The following is a 15,681-nucleotide window of genomic DNA, read 5'->3' as shown; positions in this document are numbered from 1 at the left end:
GGAGCAGGGCGGTGGCCCGTACGGCGTCGGGCTCACGGGAACGGACCGGCGGGGCAGCAGCCAGCCGCGTGCCCTCGGCATGGCCGCGCACGCCCGGACCGCGCACGCCCGGACCGCGCACGCCCGGACCGCGCACGCCCGGACCGCGCACGCCCGGACCGCGCACGCCGGGACCGCGCGGGCGTGGTCGCGGGACGGCGAAGCGGTCGTCGCTCCGGTGAACGCGCCCGCCGCGCCATCCGTACCTAGGGGCGGACGCGTCCCCCGGTCGCCGTCGGCAACCGGAGTCCGAACCACCAGCAGGAGCAGCGGAGTTGAGTCACAGGCGCATACCCAAGCGAAAAGCCGTCCTCGCAGGAGCCGGGGCGGTCGGCATTGCCGCGGCGGCGATCCTGCTGCCCAACGCCAATGCTTCCCAGTCCGGACCGGAACCGCGGCAGGTCACCGCCAAGACCCTGAGTGCCGCGTCCGCCGCACAGGTGGCCAGGCGACTGGGCGAGTCCCTCGGGGACTCCTACGGCGGGGCGTACTACGACGCGGCCAAGCGGCAGCTCGTCGTCAACGTGGCGGACGGCGACGACGCGGAGAGGGCCGAGGTCGAGCAGGCCGGCGCGGTCGCCCGGCCCGTACGGAACAGCACCGGGGAACTGACGTCCGCGACGCGGACGCTGTCGCGGGAGGCGGGGATACCCGGGACCGCGTGGGCCGTCGACCCCAGGACGAACCAGGTCCTCGTCACCGCCGACCGCACGGTCACCGGCGACCGGTGGGAGAAGCTGGAGTCGGCGGTCGATTCCCTGGGGGCGGGCATGGCCCGGCTCCAGAAGTCGAAGGGGGAGTTCAAGCCCTTCGTCGACGGCGGGGACGCCGTCTTCGGCGGTGGCTCACGCTGCTCGCTCGGCTTCAACGTCACCACGCGGGACGGCCGGAAGGGGTTCCTCACCGCCGGGCACTGCACCGCCGCTTCGCAGCAGTGGGCCGACCAGAACGGCACGCGGCTCGGATCCGTACGGGAGAGCGTCTTCCCCGGCCAGGGCGACTTCGGCCTCGTCACCTACGACGACGCCGACGCGGAGGCGCCGAGCGTCGTCGACGTGGGCGGCGGGCGGAAGCTGCGGATCAGGCAGGCGGCCGAGGCGGCGGTCGGACAGCAGGTGTTCCGGATGGGCAGCACCACGGGGCTGCGGGACGGTCAGGTCACCGGCCTGAACGCCACCGTGAACTACCCCGAGGGCACCGTCACCGGGCTCATCCAGACCAACGTGTGCGCGGAGCCCGGCGACAGCGGCGGCTCCTTGTTCACCCGGCAGGGGGATGCCATCGGCCTCACGTCGGGCGGCAGCGGAAACTGCGACGTGGGCGGTGAGACGTTCTTCCAGCCCGCGACCACCGCTCTCGCCGCGGTCGGCGCCACCATCGGCGGCTGACGCCCGCCGGGGCGCCGCGCGACCGCCCGCGCGTTTGCACCCCTGCCGGGATCCGGGTGCGCCCCGCCACGCCTCGCTTCCTCGCGCGGGTGACGGAGCCGGGTGGCCGGGGCACACGGGTCGCCTCCCGCCCCCGCGGCGCACATCCCAAGCCGTGCGTCGCGGGGGCATGGGCGCCCTCGTCCGGATCGTGAGGTCCGGGATGTGCGTGCGCGGGGCGTGCGGGTCACTCCCCCCGCCTGGGCCGCGTGCCGCGGGCGGTACGGGTCGTCCCCCCTCGCCCGGGCAGGGCGGGCGTCCTGTGGTGGCGGCCAGCCCGTGGCCGGGAGCCGGGGCCGGCGCCGGTGCGGCGCGGTCCCGCCCGGTGCGCCGCACGGCACGGGTGGCGACACGCTCCCCGGGGACGGGCGGCGGCCGGAAACGCGGCGCCCGGGCGCGGCCCGCCGCCCGCGAGGCGCCGCGGCCGTGAGTCGTGCCGCGCGCCGGTGGTGCCGGGCGCGGTCGGCGCGGGGTCGGCCCCCTCCCCGGGGGCGGGCCTACGCGCCGGGGATGAGGATCAGGGGCGTCCAGCGGTTCCGGGGGGCGTCCCGGCCCGCCGCGGACCGGCGGGGCGGGCGCTGCCGGCCGCGCACCAGCAGGGTGAGTGCCGCCAGCGTCACGGCGGTGCCCACCATGCCCAGCGGCGTCACGCCCGGCGGTCGCTCTCGTCCCATGGTGGTCACTCCCTCGGTCGGTCCCACCGACAGAGTGCTCCCGGCGGGCCGGTGCGGCGGCCGCGCGGGCCCGCGCCGGGCGGGAAGCCGCCCGCCCGGCCTAGTACGGCACCGCCGGGAGTTGGGCCGACCGGGGGAATCCGGGTGTCTCCGCACCGGCCGGGGCGCTCCATCCAGCATGGTGAGGGCCATGCCCTCGTACCCATCCGCCGACGTGACGCCGGTCGCCGCCCCTTCCCCGGCCCTGCCGGCCCCCCGCGCGGGCACCCCGTTGGCGGGGCGGATGTTCACCGCCCTGCACGACCGGAAGCTGGTCTACAACGCCTGCTGGGAGGATCCGGCGCTCGACCGCGCGGCCCTCGGCATCCGGCCCGACGACCATGTTTTGGTCATCACCAGCGGTGGCTGCAACGCGCTGGACTACCTGCTCGCCGGAGCGGGCAAGGTGACGGCCGTCGACGTCAACCCACGCCAGAACGCCCTGCTGGAACTGAAGGCGGCCGGTGTCCGGCGCCTGTCGCACGGCGAGTTCTTCGAACTGTTCGGGGCGGGCCGCTCCGGACGGGCCCACGAGATGTACCGCGACGCGCTCCGCGGCGACCTGTCACCCTTCGCGCGCCGGTACTGGGACGGGTACATCGAGGCCTTCACCGGGCGGGGCTGGCGCAACTCCTTCTACTACCGGGGCACCTCCGGCTTCCTCGCCAAGGGCCTCATGCTCTTCCTGCGCCGCTTCCAGGGCCTCGGCCCCCACCTGGAGGAGCTGCTGGAGGCGCCCACCCTCGCCGAGCAGCGGCACATCTACGAGTCCCGGCTGCGCGACAAGCTCTGGTCGGCGGCGCGCCTCGGCGCACAGCCGCTCGCCCTCAGCTTCGCCGGGGTGCCGCCCCAGCAGCGCCGGGAGATCACCGAGGAGTACCCCGGGGGCACGGCCCAGCTCATCCACGACGGACTCGACGCGATCTTCGGCCGGCTGCCCGTCACCGACAACTACTTCTGGCGCGCCTACATCACCGGCTCGTACACGCCCACGTGCTGTCCCGAGTACCTGAAGGCCGCCAACTTCGCCCGCCTCCGCGACGCCCTGCCCCGTCTGGACGTGCGCACCACGACGGTGACCGGATACCTCACCGCCGCGACGCCCCGGCCGGACGTGTCGAAGTTCGTGCTGCTGGACCACATGGACTGGATGGCCTGGCGCGACCAGGCCGCCCTGGCGGAGGAGTGGCAGGCCATCGTCGACACGGCCCGCCCCGGCGCCCGGGTCATCTACCGCAGCGCAGGACTGCGCACCCGCTACCTCGACCCCGTGAGCGTCGTCCACGAGGGCCGTACGCGACGGCTGACGGAACTGCTGCACCGCCATCCGGAGCTCGCCGCCCGCCTGCACGAACAGGACCGGGTGCACACCTACGGCAGCTTCCACATCGCCGACCTGCCCTGACCGAGGGAGCGCCCATGGGCATCCGGACCGACCTGCGCACCATCCGCCACATGGCTTTCCCGCGCGTCGCGGGCACGACACCCGCCGAGCGCATGGAGTCGTACTACCGCTCGACGGCCGACGACTACGACGCCTTCCGGGAACGGCTCCTGCACGGCCGCCGTGACCTGATGGATCTGCTGCCGGCCGCACCGGGAGGCCATCTGGTCGACATGGGAGCGGGCACCGGCAGCAACATCGCGCACCTCGACGAGCGGCGGCGCAAGGACTTCCACCGGATCACCCTGGTCGACGTCTCCTCATCGATGCTGGACGTCGCCGGCCGACGGGTCGAGCGGTGCGGCTGGGACAACGTGGAGACCGTCCTCGCGAGCGCCACCGACTACCGGCCCCGGGACGGACAGGCCGACGTCGTCATGTTCTCCTACGCGCTGACGATGATGCCCGACTGGTTCGCGGCCGTCGACCACGCCCGCGCCATCCTCCGGCCCGGTGGGACGATCGCCGTCTGCGACTTCTACGTCTCGCGCAAGCACCCCGCCGGCGGCGCGCGCCACGCCGCGTGGCGCCGCCACCTGTGGCCCGCCTGGTTCAGCCACAACAACGTCTTCCTCTCCCCGGACCACCTGCCCTACCTCCGCGCCCGGTTCACCGCGGTCCACGTGCGTGAACGCCTCTCCCCGGTGCCGTACCTGCCGGCCCGCGTGCCGTACTACCTCTTCATCGGCACCAAGGACTGAAGGGCGGGCCGTACGGTCGGCACCCACCAGTTCGCCCGGCCGAGCAGCGCCATCAGGGCGGGCGCCAGCAGCAGCCGGATCACCGTGGCGTCGACGAACACCGCCACGGCCAGGCCCACCCCCACCACCTTCAGCAACAGCAGACCGGACGCCGCCAGCGCAGCCATCACGACGATGACGACCAGCGCGGACGCCGTGAACAGCCCCGCCGTGCGCTGGACGGCACGCGCCACCGCCTGCCGGGTCGACGCGCCCGCCTCGTGCTCCTCCACCGTCCGCGACAGCAGTAGCACCTCGTAGTCCATCGACAGACCGAACGCCACACACAGCACCAGCACGGGTACGACGGTGTCGGTCACCCCGGTCACCGTGAACCCGCCGAGCCATCCGCTCAGATGCCCGTCCTGGAACACCAGCACCATCACACCGAACGTGGCGCTCAGGCTGAGGACGTTGAGGACCAGCGCCTTCAACGGCAGGACCACGCTCCGCGTGCACCACCCCAGCAGCAGTAGCGTCACCACGGCGATCAGCGACAGCGCCGGCACGACGCGCGCCCGGATGGTGTCGCCGAGATCGGCGAGCCATGCCTGCGTGCCGCCCACCAGCGCCGGTACCGGCGAGGAGACGGCCCGCACCGCCCGGGCCACCCGCGCGCCCTCCGCCGTCTCCGGGCCGACGTCGGTGACGACCGCCGCCCACACGCCCGCCGGTGACGCGTAACCGTGCCCCGGCACCGGCGGCCCCACCCGGCGGCCCGCCCGGTACGTGCCCGTCGCCGTCTCCACCCGCGCCACGTGCTCCAGCCGCGCCAGCCGCCGGGCGTAGCCGTCCAGCGCGGAGGCACCCGCGCGGGCGTCCAGGCCCGGCAGCGCCACCTGCACGGGATGGAGGGCGTGGTGGTCGAAGTCGCGGCGCACCGTGTCCGTGGCCTGCCGCGTCGCCGAACCGGCCGGCAGCGCCCGGTCGTCGAACGTGCCGAACCGGGCGCCGGTGAACGGCAGGACCAGCGCGGTCAGCAGCACGCCCAGCACCAGCACCACCGGCACCGGCCGGCGCATCACCCCGTACGCGAGGCGGTACCAGCGGCCGCCGTCCCGGACCGCCCAGGGGCGACGGCGGCGTACCGAGAGCGCGTCGATCCGCGGGCCGAGCAGGAGCAGCGCGGCGGGCAGGGCGGTCACCGCCAGCAACGCGCTCAGCGCCACCACGGCGATCCCGCCGTACGCCACCGAACGCAGCATGCCGAGCGGGAACACCAGCAGCGCGGCGAGGCTGCCGATCACCGTCGCGGCCGAACACACCACCGTGCGGCCGGTGCTGCACACCGTGGCCACCAGCGCCAGGTGCGTGGCCTCGCCCCGGTCACGCTCGTCGCGGTACCGTGCCCGCTCCTCCCGGTAGCGGGCCAGCATGAACAGGCTGAAGTCGACCGCCAGCGCGAATCCGAGCGCCGTGGTCAGGTTCAGCGAGATCACCGACACCGTCGTCAGATGGGACAGCCCGCTCAGGAACGCGATCGCGCCCACCACCGCGCACACCCCGACCAGCAGCGCCAGCCCGGCCGCGACGACGCCGCCGAAGACGACGACGAGGACGGCCGCCGTCAGCGGCGCGGCCAGCAGTTCCGTACGGTGCAGGTCCATCCGGCTCTGCCGCTCGATGGCCAGCCCCACCGGCGTCGGACCCGTGGCGGCGACCGTCAGCGGACCGTGCCGGCCCGTCAGCTCACGCAGCAGCGGCTCGACGTCCTTGTGCGCGGTCGCCTCACTGCTCGCCACCCGCAGCAGCACCAGCGCAGACCGCCCGTCGCCGCCCCGCAGTGACGCGGGGCGCCCCGTCCAGTACGAGCGCACCCCCACCACCTTCGGCAGCGCGCGCGCCCGTTCCGCGAGCCGGGTCCCGGCGCGTACCGCCGCCGGGTCGTCCACCGATCCGCCCTCGGGCGCCGTGGCCACCAGCGTCACCGTCGGGCTGCCGCTCCGGAACGCCGTGGACAGCGTGTGCTCGGCGCGCGCCCATTCGGAGCCCGGGGGCGTCGTACCGCCGTGGTGCATCTTCCCGGTCACGCCCACCGCCGCCACCGCCGCGACCAGCAGCGCGCAGCCGGTCAGCGCCAGCGTACGGACGGGGAAGCGCAGGACCAGTTCGGCGAGCGCGCCCAGCGGGTCATCGGGCAGGAGACCCGGCCGCCGTTTCACGATCCCGGACCGCACATGTGTCTCCTGACGCCTTCGCCCCGGAGCCGTCACCGGGGTCGGACTCGGACTCCTCAACCTTCCACACGGGCCGCCGGTACGGTCGGCGCGACCCGGCGGGTGTACTCGGACGGGGGAAGCGGCGCTCAGACGCCGTCCGGCTCCGGGTCGGGCTGCGGCCGTGTGTGCGAGGCGGCCCTGGTGTGGATGAACAGGTCCTGCCGGCCGGGCGGAGTGGCGCTGTGCCTGGGCAGCGGAAGCTCGTACCGCACGGGCTGCCGGTGGTCGGCCATCTGGCGCCGCACGTTGTAGACGCTGCCGAACTTCCACAGCATCCGCGCGAAGTTCGTCTGGCCGCGCGCGAGGTTGCGGCCCAGCACGCTCATCGCGCCGATGGCGTTGCGCAGTCCCAGGTGCTTGCGGTTGAGCACGGCCTGCGTCCGGACCAACTCGCGGTAGAACTCCTCCAGGGGGAGGGTCGTGGGCACGACGGCGTGCTGGATGTCGAAGAGCCGGTAGTCACGGGTCGTCAGCTGGCGGGACTCGGTGTGCCAGATCTCGGTGCCCGGGTAGGGCGTCATCACCGTGAGGTGGACGATCTCCGGTACGGACAGGGCGAACTCCCTGACGAGGCGGAAGCGTTCCGCGTCCCAGGCGGGGTCGACGATGAGGTTGATGGCGACCATGATGCCCAGCCGGCGTGCCGTCTCCAGGGCCTTGAAGTTGTCGTCCGGGCTCACCCGTTTGCGGTACAGGTCCAGGCCCTCGGCGTCCAGGGCCTCCATGCCCAGGAACATGTACCGCAGGCCGAGCCTCGTCCAGCGGGCGAAGACCTCCTCGTTGCGCAGCAGGACGTCGCTGCGGGTCTCCAGGTAGTACTGCTTGCGGATGCGCCGGCGCTCCAGCTCGGCGGCGATGCCATGGCCGTGCTCGGGCCGGATGAACGCCACGTCGTCGACGATGAAGACATTGGGCTCCCGGATGGACGCCATCTCCTCCGCGGCCGCCTCGGGGGACGCCTTGCGGTAGCTGCGCCCGTAGAAGGTCCACGCGGAGCAGAAGGAGCAGTCCCAGGGGCAGCCGCGGGTGAACTCGATGGAGGCGCACGGGTCGAGCTCCCCGATGAAGTACCGGTTGCGCTTGCGCATCAGGTCGCGCGCGGGCCGCGGGCTGTCCAGGCTGTCCAGCAGCTTCGGGGCGGGCCCGCGGCCCTCGGCGCACACGACGCCCGGGACGTCCTTCAGGCCGCCGTCGCGTGCCGCGGCCAGCAGCGGCTCGACGGCCGGCTCGCCCTCGCCGCGGACGATCGCGTCGACCGCTCCCTCCGCCTGCTCCAGCACGTGCTCGGCGATGAACGAGATGCTGTGGCCGCCCAGGAAGACGAAGCACCCCGGGGAGGCGGCCTTGGCGTGGTGGGCGATCTCGATCGCCTCGGGGATGTTGGCCAGGTAGTTCAGCGAGATACCGAGGGCCTCGGGCGCGAACGACTCCAGCTCCCGGTCGAGCAGGTCGCGCGAGAGCACCTGGAGGTCGACGACGCGCACCTCATGACCGGCGTCACGCGCTGCCGCGGCCACCCGTTCCAGACCCAACGGCTCGAGTCGCAGGAAGATCTCCGAGTACATCAGAGCACTCGGGTGAACCAGCATCACGCGCATCTCAGTCTCCAGCCGACGGCGGCACAGGGCAGCTACGTGTACCATTTCTGCCTCTTTGCTCACATTTCTCGCAGGAGCCACGCCGAGGGCCGGGGATACGGGCCCGCCCGGCCGCCCGGCCGCCCGCTTTCCGCGAGAACCCGGCGCGCCGCGCCCCCGCGGGGGCGGGCCCGGGGGCGGAGGAGTGGACGGGGCGCGGCGGGCGGGCCGGGCGGGGCCGGGCGCACCAGCCAGTTCCCCACCGCGACGGGCGGGCGGCGGTGGGACCGTGGGGGCCGGCGGCTGGTTCCGGCCGGGGGCCCGGGGCGGCCGAGGAGGCCGGGCCGGCGGGTCGCCGACCGCGGGAGGGACGGGGCGGTCCGCGCCGGGGTGCGACGCCGGTCCGCGCGAGCCGGGAAGCCGCGTACGGCCAGGCGGTGCGCGGCCGTGGTCCGGCCACGGCTCCGGACGGTCGCGGGCGGGGCCCCGGCGGAGGTGATCGCCACCCGGAGCGGTCTTCCCCCGCCGCAGGCGGCAAGGCCCCGAAGCGGGGCCCGCCGCGCGGCACGCGGACCACCCCCGCCCGTCCCCCGGGCCCGGCGGGGCACGACCGGCGGGCGGGCCGCGCGGGCATGCCGACCCGCCGCCAGGAAGGGGCGGTCTTGTGGCGGGGCCGGGAGCGGGCCAAGGTGAACGCGACCGGCCGTCCCCCTCGATCGGAGCGCCCGTGGCACCCTTCCTCCTGCCCCACCAGCGGATCGGCGACGGACCCCACCGCGTCCTCGCCGTCCACGGCTGGCTCGCCGACCGCGCCGCCTACGCGCCCCTCCTCGCCGATCTCGACGGCGACGCGCTCAGCTATGCCCTCGTGGATCTGCGCGGCTACGGCGAGGCGAAGGACGCCCCCGGCCCGTACACCACCACCCAGGCGGCCGCGGACCTGCTCGCCCTGGCCGACCGGCTCGGCTGGGAGCGCTTCTCCGTCGTCGGGCACTCGATGGGCGGCAGCGTCGCCCAGCGTGTCCTGGCCGCCGCGCCGGGCAGGGTCCGCAGGCTCGTCGGCGTCTCGCCGGTCCCGGCGGGCGGGCTGCTGATGCCGCCGGAGCAGTGGGAACTGTTCGCCGGGGCCGCCGGGAACCCCGCCAACCGCCGCGCCATCATCGACGTCACCACCGGCGGTAACCGGCCGGCCGCCTGGCTCGACCGTATGGTGCGCCGCTCCCTGGACCGCAGCGACCCCACGGCGTTCCGCGCCTGGCTCGACTCCTGGGCGTGCGAGGACTTCCACGCCGAGGTCGCCGGCAGCGACGTACCCGCCCTCGCGGTCGTCGGGGCGCTCGACCCGGCGCTCGGCGCCGAACTGATGCGGCACACCTGGCTGCGCTGCTACCCCAAGGGCCGGGTCACCGAACTGCCCCTCGCGGGCCACTACGCGATGGACGAGACGCCCCTGGAGCTCATCCGGGTCGTCGAGGACTTCCTTCGCGCGGACGGACCGGCGTGACCGTCCCGCCGCGGCCGGTGCCCGACGTCTTCGACCCCCGGCTGTACGCGCGCGGGATCCCGCACGACGCCTACCGCGAACTGCGCGACCGGCACCCGGTGGCCTGGCAGGACGAGCACGAGGTGCTGGGCTGGCCCGCCGGGCCCGGCTTCTGGGCGGTGACCCGGCACAGCGACGTCGTACGGGTCCTCAAGGACGCCCGCGGCTTCTCCTCGTGCCTGGGAGCCACGCAGATCCGCAACCCCGACCCGGCCGACCTGCCGTTCATCCGCCGCATGATGCTCAACCAGGACCCGCCCGCCCACGGCAGGCTCCGGCGCCTGGTCAGCCGAGCGTTCACACCCGCGCGCGTCGAGCGCTTCGAGGCCGCCGCCACGACCAGGGCCCGGGACCTGCTCACCGCCGCGTACTCCGCCGCCCGCGACGGCGACGGCACCGTCGACGCCGTCCGCACCGTCACCGACGAGTACGCCCTGCTCAACCTCACCGACCTGCTCGGTGTGCCGGCGGGCGACCGGGAGCTGCTGCTCACCTGGACCGAGCGCGTCATCGCGTACCAGGACCCGGACGAGCCCCCGGTGCCCGGTCCGGACGGCACGCCCGTCAACCCGCGTTCGCCCGCCATGCTCAAGGAGATGTTCGGCTACGCCCAGGACCTCGCCGCGTACAAGCGGGACCACCCCGGCGACGACGTCCTCACCTCCCTCGCGCACGCCGATCTGTCCGAGGGCGAGCTGGAGATGTTCTTCTTCCTGCTGACGGTCGCCGGGAACGACACCGTCCGCAGCGCCGCCCCCGGTGGGCTCCTCGCCCTCGCCGCGCACCCGGAGGAGCAGCGGGGACTGCGCTCGGGGCGGTTCGGCGTCGCCACCGCCGTCGAGGAGCTGCTGCGGTTCCACCCGCCCGTGCTGCACTTCCGCCGCACGGCGGCCGAGGACCGCGTCCTGCGCGGCCGGCGGGTGCGCAGGGGCGACAAGGTGGTCGTCTTCCATGCCTCGGCCAACCACGACGAGCGGGTCTTCACCGACCCGCACCGCCTGGACCTGGCCCGTTCCCCGAATCCGCACGTGTCGTTCGGCGACGGCCCGCACGTCTGCCTGGGCGCGCACTTCGCCCGGCTCCAGCTGCGGGTCCTCCATGAGCAGGCGCTGCGCGTCCTGCCGCCCTACGAGCCCGCCGCGCCGCCCCGGCGACTGGTGTCCCACTTCATCAACGGCCTGAAGTCACTGCCCCTGCGTCTCCTTCGATGACACCAGCACGCCGACCTTGTCGATCCGGTGCTCGGGATTGCCCCTGTCGTCCCGCCAGAAGTTCCCGGCCGCGTCGTCCTCCGGCGTCGCGCACGTGGAGACGGTGATTATGGCCTTGGCCGGCCGCTCGCCGGGCTTGCCCGGAACGGCGGCACGCTGCTCGGCGAGGGAGGCCGCGGAACGGAAGGACGTCTTGCGGGTCTCGGTGATCCGGTACTCGTGGACCGTGCCGCCCGAGGTCACGAAGACCGAGTCGCCCACCTCCAGGGCCGGCAGGTCGCGCAGCGGGCCGCCGGAGGAGAGGCGGTGGGCCGTGACCAGGTAGTTGCCGATCTCACCCGGCCCCACGCCGCCCTCGGGACCGTACGGGCTGGCCGCCACGCCACGGTTCTGGATCCTCGTGCCCGGCCAGTCGTCGGTCGTCCCCTCGTACGGCACGACCCGCAGATCCTTGACGCCGATGTCCGGGATGGCCAGCACGGCGGCCTGCGTGCGGGCCGTCTCACCGGGCGGCGGCTCGGGTGAGGGCGCGACGGACACGGAGGGCGCGGCGGGCGTCGGGGCGGGGGCCGCGGGCGCTGGATCGGCCACGACCACGGCGGTGGGCGTGCCGGGGACGGGGGCCGCCGCCATGGGGCGCTCGGCGGCACCGCTGCCCCCGGTGGCGCAGCCGACGAGCGCGACGACGAGGGCGCTCGTGAGCGCGGCGGAAGCGGTGCGGATGCTGAGCATGGGGTTCCGGATCAGTAGCCGGTGCGGGCCACCGCTCGGAAAGGGCGGCCGCTTCTGGTCACACCACCGTAAACCGGTCAGGTGTTCCCTGGGTAGTCCCGACAGCGCAGCGCGACGGCACCGTAGCCGACGGTCGCGCCGCCGCCTCCGTTCGCTGGACTTGAACCAGGAAGGACTCGCGGCCGGACCGTGCCGCGCACGCACGGTGGAGCGGCATGTGAGGTCCCGGATGCGGGACTCCCTGGCGGCTGACCGGGCTGACCGGGCTGACCGGGCTGACCGGGCCGACCTGACTGAGCGGGCCGTCCGCCTTCGCCGTGGCACCGGCCGCCGCCCGGGCGCGGAACGAGTCCCGCCGCCAGGACGACCACACCGGCTCGATGATCCGGGCCCTCACCCGGAACGGTGAGGGCCCGGATCATCGAGCCGGTGTGGAGCGGTGAACCGTCTGTACGGCGACGAGCGCTCCCGGACTCCTACGCGACCAGAAGGGGCGGCGTCACAGACGCCACGCGGTCCCCGCGCCGTTCACCGGCGACGTGGGCGATGAGCCCCGGGCCGCGGCACGGGCCGTTCGCGGTGGCGAGGTACGGCGCCGGCCACGCCCCGTTCACCGGCGCCCCTGCGGATCCGGCAGCGGCACGCCGACCGCCGGTGCCCGCGGTCACCGCCTCCCGGCGCCCTGGGAGACCCGGCGTGCGGCGCGGCGGCGCTTCAGGGCGCGCCGCTCGTCCTCGGTGGTGGCGCCCCAGACGCCCGCCTCCTGGCCGGACTCCAGCGCCCACTCCAGGCACGGCTCCCGCACCGGGCAGCGACGGCACACGGCCTTCGCGTCCTCCGCCTGGAGAACCGCCGGGCCCGTGTTCCCGATCGGGAAGAAGAGGTCCGGGTCCTCGTCGCGGCACACCGCCTGCTGGCGCCAGTCACTCATGGAAGTCTCCCAATCCGTCGAATGGTTCGTCCTCTTCGGGTCGCCGCGAGGGGAGGGGTCGAAACAGATCGCCGTAAATTGGCGTCAATTGCCTGACACTCGAAGCCGGACGGGCGCGGCGGTGGCCGGCTCCGGCAGGCGCAGCCCGCGCCAGCCCGGCGTGAGCGAGCCGAGGACGCTCGCGTGCCGGGCACCGGTGCATGCCGGGACCGTCCCGGCGAGCCCATGGACGGTCAGGAAACCGAGCACGGCGAAGGCGTACGCCTCCTTGGCGGCCGACGGCAGCCCCAGGTCGCCGGAGCCGCGCAGGGGCACGCCGCCGAGTTCCGTACGGAGCATGGCCATCAGCACCGGGTTGCGGGTGCCGCCGCCCGAGGCGAACACCTCCGTCGCGCGCACCGAGCGGGCGGCGTCGGCCACGGTCCGGGCGGTGAGCCGGGTGAGGGTGGCGACGACGTCCTCGGCGGGCAGCGCCTCGTGCCCGGCCAGGGCGGCCCGCAGATAGGGCAGGTGGAACCGTTCCTTCCCGGTGGTCCTGGGCGGCGGCTGCGCGTAGTACGGATCGTCCAGCAACCGCCGCAGCAGCGCCTCGTCGACCCGGCCCCGGCCGGCCAGGGCGCCGTCCTCGTCGTAGCCGAGCCTGCCGCCGGTGAGGTGGTGCACGGCGGCGTCGATCAGCGCGTTCGCCGGCCCGGTGTCGAACGCGGCCGGGGGGCCGGATCCGGCGGCCACCGTGATGTTCGCGATGCCGCCGAGGTTGAGGGCCACCGGCACGCCGGGGCGCCCGCGCAGCCACAGGAGGTCCACGATGCTCACGAGCGGAGCACCCTGGCCGCCGGCGGCGACGTCGCGGGTGCGGAGGCCGGACACGACGGGACGGCCGGTCGCCTCGGCGATCCAGGCCGGCTCGCCGAGCTGGAGGGTGCCGTGCACCGTACCGTCCTCGCACCAGTGGTACACGGTCTGCCCGTGCGAGACGATGAGGTCGGCGCGCCCGCCGCACAGCTCCTCGTCGGCCCGTACGGCGAGGGACGCGAAGGCCTGGCCCACGCGGGTGTCCAGCCGGCACACCTGCTCCATGGTGGTGACCGCCGGCGGCAGGGCCGCGGCCAGGGCGGCACGCACCTCACCGGGGTAGGGCGCGCTCGCCATGCCGAGGGGCGTCAGGACGAGCGTGTCCGCCTCCAGCGAGAGGTCGGCGGCCGCGGCGTCGACCGCGTCGTACGACGTCCCCGACATCAGCCCGATGACCCGCATGGCCCTCCTCGTCTCAGTCGCGCAGCGCGCGGCGGTGGTCCCCGCCCCGCAGGGTGGCCAGGGCCAGGGCGCTGACCGCGCACGTGACGGCCACGTAGTAGGCGGGGATGTCCGCCTCGCCCGTCCGTTCGACGGCCGCTGTGATGACGAGCCCCGCACAGCCCGCGAAGACCGCGTTGGACAGCGCGTACGCCAGACCCAGGCCGGTGTACCGCACCCGGGTGGGGAACATCTCGGCGAGCATCGCCGGCCCCGGCCCCGCCATCAGCCCGACGACCGCCCCCGCGGCGCACACGGCGAGGCCCTTCGCCGCCGTCGGGGCCGCGGGATCCCGCAACAGGTCCAGCAGCGGGAACGCCGCCAGCGCGGCCACCACCGCGCCGGAGACCATCACCGGGCGCCGGCCCACCCGGTCGCTCAGCGCCCCCGCCGGGAGGATCGCCGCGGCGAAGCCCGCGTTGGCGAGGACGGTGGCGGTCAGCGCCTGCCGGAACGAGGCGTCCAGGACGCTCTGCAGGTACGACGGCAGTACGACCAGGAAGGTGTACCCGGCCGCCGACCAGCCCATCAGCCGCCCCACGCCCAGCGCGATCGCCCGCACCGTCTCCCGCGCGGACGCACGCACCGTGTGCGGTTCCGCCGGTTCCGCCGGTCCGTGACCGCGCCGCCGTCCGCCCGCCGCCCCCGGTGCCGTGCGGCCCGGTTCCGCCGTCCGCGCGCCGACGGCGACCGGTGCTCCCGGCGGGCGCCGGAACGACGGTGACTCCTCCAGCCGGAGCCGCAGCCACAGCGCGCCCAGGCCCATGGGCAGCGTCAGCAGGAACGGCACCCGCCACCCCCAGGACCCCAGCTGCGCCTCGCTCAGTACGGTGGCGAGCCCCGCCGCCACCGCGGCCCCGCCGAGCAGGCCCAGGGCCACCGTGAAGGACTGCCACGCCCCGTACAGGCCGCGCCTGCCCGGTGGGGCGAACTCCGTCATGAGGGACACGGCACCGCCGAACTCCCCACCGGCCGACAGGCCTTGCACGATCCGCAGCAGTGTCAGCAACCAGGGCGCCGCGGCGCCGATCGTGGCGTACGAGGGAAGGAGACCGATCAGGGTGGTGGCCGCCGTCATCAGCAGCACCACCAGGATCAGGGTGGGGCGCCGCCCGGCGCGGTCGCCGAGCCGGCCGAAGAGCGCCGCGCCCACCGGCCGGAAGAAGAACGCCAACGCGAACGACGCGTACGTCCTGACCAGCGCCTCCGCGTCGCTTCCGCCCTCCGGGGTGAAGAAGGTGGCGGCGATGACCGTGGCGAAGTAGCCGTAGACCCCGAACTCGTACCACTCGATGAAGTTCCCCACCGAGCCCGCGACGAGCGCTCGGCGCGAGCGCGGCGGCTCGATTGGCCCCGAGGGCCCCGCCGCCTCCTCTGCGGGGCCGTGCACGGAGGTCGTCATACGGTGCCCTTCCGGCGTGGTCGGCTACGACATCGCTTCCCTTCCCGGTCCGCCGGGGAAACGGTGCGGCAGTACGGCAAGGCCGGTGGCGCGCGCCTGGGCCGTCCCGTTCACGGCCGTACGGTGCGAGGCGCCGCCGGCGGGCGGGCCCGGGCCCTTCGGGGTCGCCCGGTGCGGCACCGCCCGTGGACGGCGGCCGGGCGGCACGGCGAGCCTCCGGGGGCGTGGAGCATGGATGCGTGGACGAGGCGCCGGTGGCGCGGCGGAAAGCGATGGACGCCAACGGACCGTGCGGTGCGGTTCGCCGGGTCGGCCGCAGGGGCCGGCGGCCGCGATCCGCGGGCGTTACGCCGAGGTGCTCGACACCACCCGCTCGGCACCGGGGCTCAGGGGTCTCCCTTCCAGGC

General features: G+C 74.8%; 12 protein-coding genes. 5 read left to right on the top strand and 7 right to left on the bottom strand.

What is annotated here, in order from left to right:
- The first annotated feature begins 314 nt into the window (after positions 1-314).
- Positions 315-1,427 (top strand): S1 family peptidase, encoded by a 1,113-nt coding sequence (locus ABD347_RS13715; protein ID WP_344360585.1) that lies wholly within the window; start codon positions 315-317, stop codon positions 1,425-1,427.
- A gap of 536 nt (positions 1,428-1,963) precedes the next feature.
- Here ABD347_RS13715 and ABD347_RS13710 read toward each other — a convergent pair.
- Entirely contained in the window at positions 1,964-2,140 is a 177-nt protein-coding gene (locus ABD347_RS13710; protein ID WP_344360583.1) for a hypothetical protein, read from the bottom strand.
- Between the two features lie 190 nt (positions 2,141-2,330).
- On the opposite strand from ABD347_RS13710, the gene ABD347_RS13705 reads away from it, so the two are divergent.
- Both ABD347_RS13705 and ABD347_RS13700 read left to right on the top strand, forming a co-directional pair.
- Positions 2,331-3,584: a BtaA family protein gene (locus ABD347_RS13705; RefSeq protein WP_344360581.1), complete on the top strand. Its 1,254-nt coding sequence runs from the start codon at positions 2,331-2,333 to the stop codon at positions 3,582-3,584.
- Between the two features lie 14 nt (positions 3,585-3,598).
- Positions 3,599-4,324: a class I SAM-dependent methyltransferase gene (locus tag ABD347_RS13700; protein ID WP_344360579.1), complete on the top strand. Its 726-nt coding sequence runs from the start codon at positions 3,599-3,601 to the stop codon at positions 4,322-4,324.
- Here the strand turns inward: ABD347_RS13700 and ABD347_RS13695 are convergent.
- Together ABD347_RS13695 and hpnR are read right to left on the bottom strand one after the other, a co-directional pair.
- Complete coding sequence (locus ABD347_RS13695; protein WP_344360577.1) at positions 4,297-6,540, bottom strand: MMPL family transporter; 2,244 nt, start codon at positions 6,538-6,540, stop codon at positions 4,297-4,299. The genes ABD347_RS13700 and ABD347_RS13695 overlap by 28 nt on opposite strands.
- 128 nt (positions 6,541-6,668) lie before the next feature.
- Positions 6,669-8,180, bottom strand: a complete 1,512-nt coding sequence (hpnR, locus tag ABD347_RS13690; protein ID WP_344360881.1) for a hopanoid C-3 methylase HpnR — start codon at positions 8,178-8,180, stop codon at positions 6,669-6,671.
- A gap of 706 nt (positions 8,181-8,886) precedes the next feature.
- Here hpnR and ABD347_RS13685 point away from each other — a divergent pair.
- Both ABD347_RS13685 and ABD347_RS13680 read left to right on the top strand, forming a co-directional pair.
- Positions 8,887-9,663, top strand: coding sequence for an alpha/beta fold hydrolase (locus ABD347_RS13685; RefSeq protein ID WP_344360575.1), 777 nt, complete (start codon positions 8,887-8,889; stop codon positions 9,661-9,663).
- Positions 9,660-10,913, top strand: coding sequence for a cytochrome P450 (locus tag ABD347_RS13680; RefSeq protein WP_344360573.1), 1,254 nt, complete (start codon positions 9,660-9,662; stop codon positions 10,911-10,913). The genes ABD347_RS13685 and ABD347_RS13680 overlap by 4 nt, the downstream gene beginning before the upstream one ends.
- Here the strand turns inward: ABD347_RS13680 and ABD347_RS13675 are convergent.
- From ABD347_RS13675 to ABD347_RS13660, 4 genes are all read right to left on the bottom strand, one after another.
- Positions 10,887-11,645: a class E sortase gene (locus ABD347_RS13675; protein ID WP_344360571.1), complete on the bottom strand. Its 759-nt coding sequence runs from the start codon at positions 11,643-11,645 to the stop codon at positions 10,887-10,889. The two genes, ABD347_RS13680 and ABD347_RS13675, sit on opposite strands and share 27 nt — an antisense overlap.
- Before the next feature lie 664 nt (positions 11,646-12,309).
- Positions 12,310-12,576, bottom strand: coding sequence for a WhiB family transcriptional regulator (locus ABD347_RS13670; RefSeq protein ID WP_344360569.1), 267 nt, complete (start codon positions 12,574-12,576; stop codon positions 12,310-12,312).
- An 84-nt stretch (positions 12,577-12,660) separates the two neighbouring features.
- Positions 12,661-13,833: an anhydro-N-acetylmuramic acid kinase gene (locus tag ABD347_RS13665; RefSeq protein ID WP_344360568.1), complete on the bottom strand. Its 1,173-nt coding sequence runs from the start codon at positions 13,831-13,833 to the stop codon at positions 12,661-12,663.
- Positions 13,834-13,846: 13 nt separating this feature from the next.
- Complete coding sequence (locus tag ABD347_RS13660) at positions 13,847-15,274, bottom strand: MFS transporter (RefSeq protein WP_344360566.1); 1,428 nt, start codon at positions 15,272-15,274, stop codon at positions 13,847-13,849.
- Positions 15,275-15,681 lie beyond the last annotated feature (407 nt).

Source organism: Streptomyces gobitricini (assembly GCF_039532985.1).
In the GTDB taxonomy this organism is placed as follows: domain Bacteria; phylum Actinomycetota; class Actinomycetes; order Streptomycetales; family Streptomycetaceae; genus Streptomyces; species Streptomyces gobitricini.
Note: the sequence above shows the minus strand (reverse complement) of the source record. Positions and strands in the feature narration are given on the sequence as shown.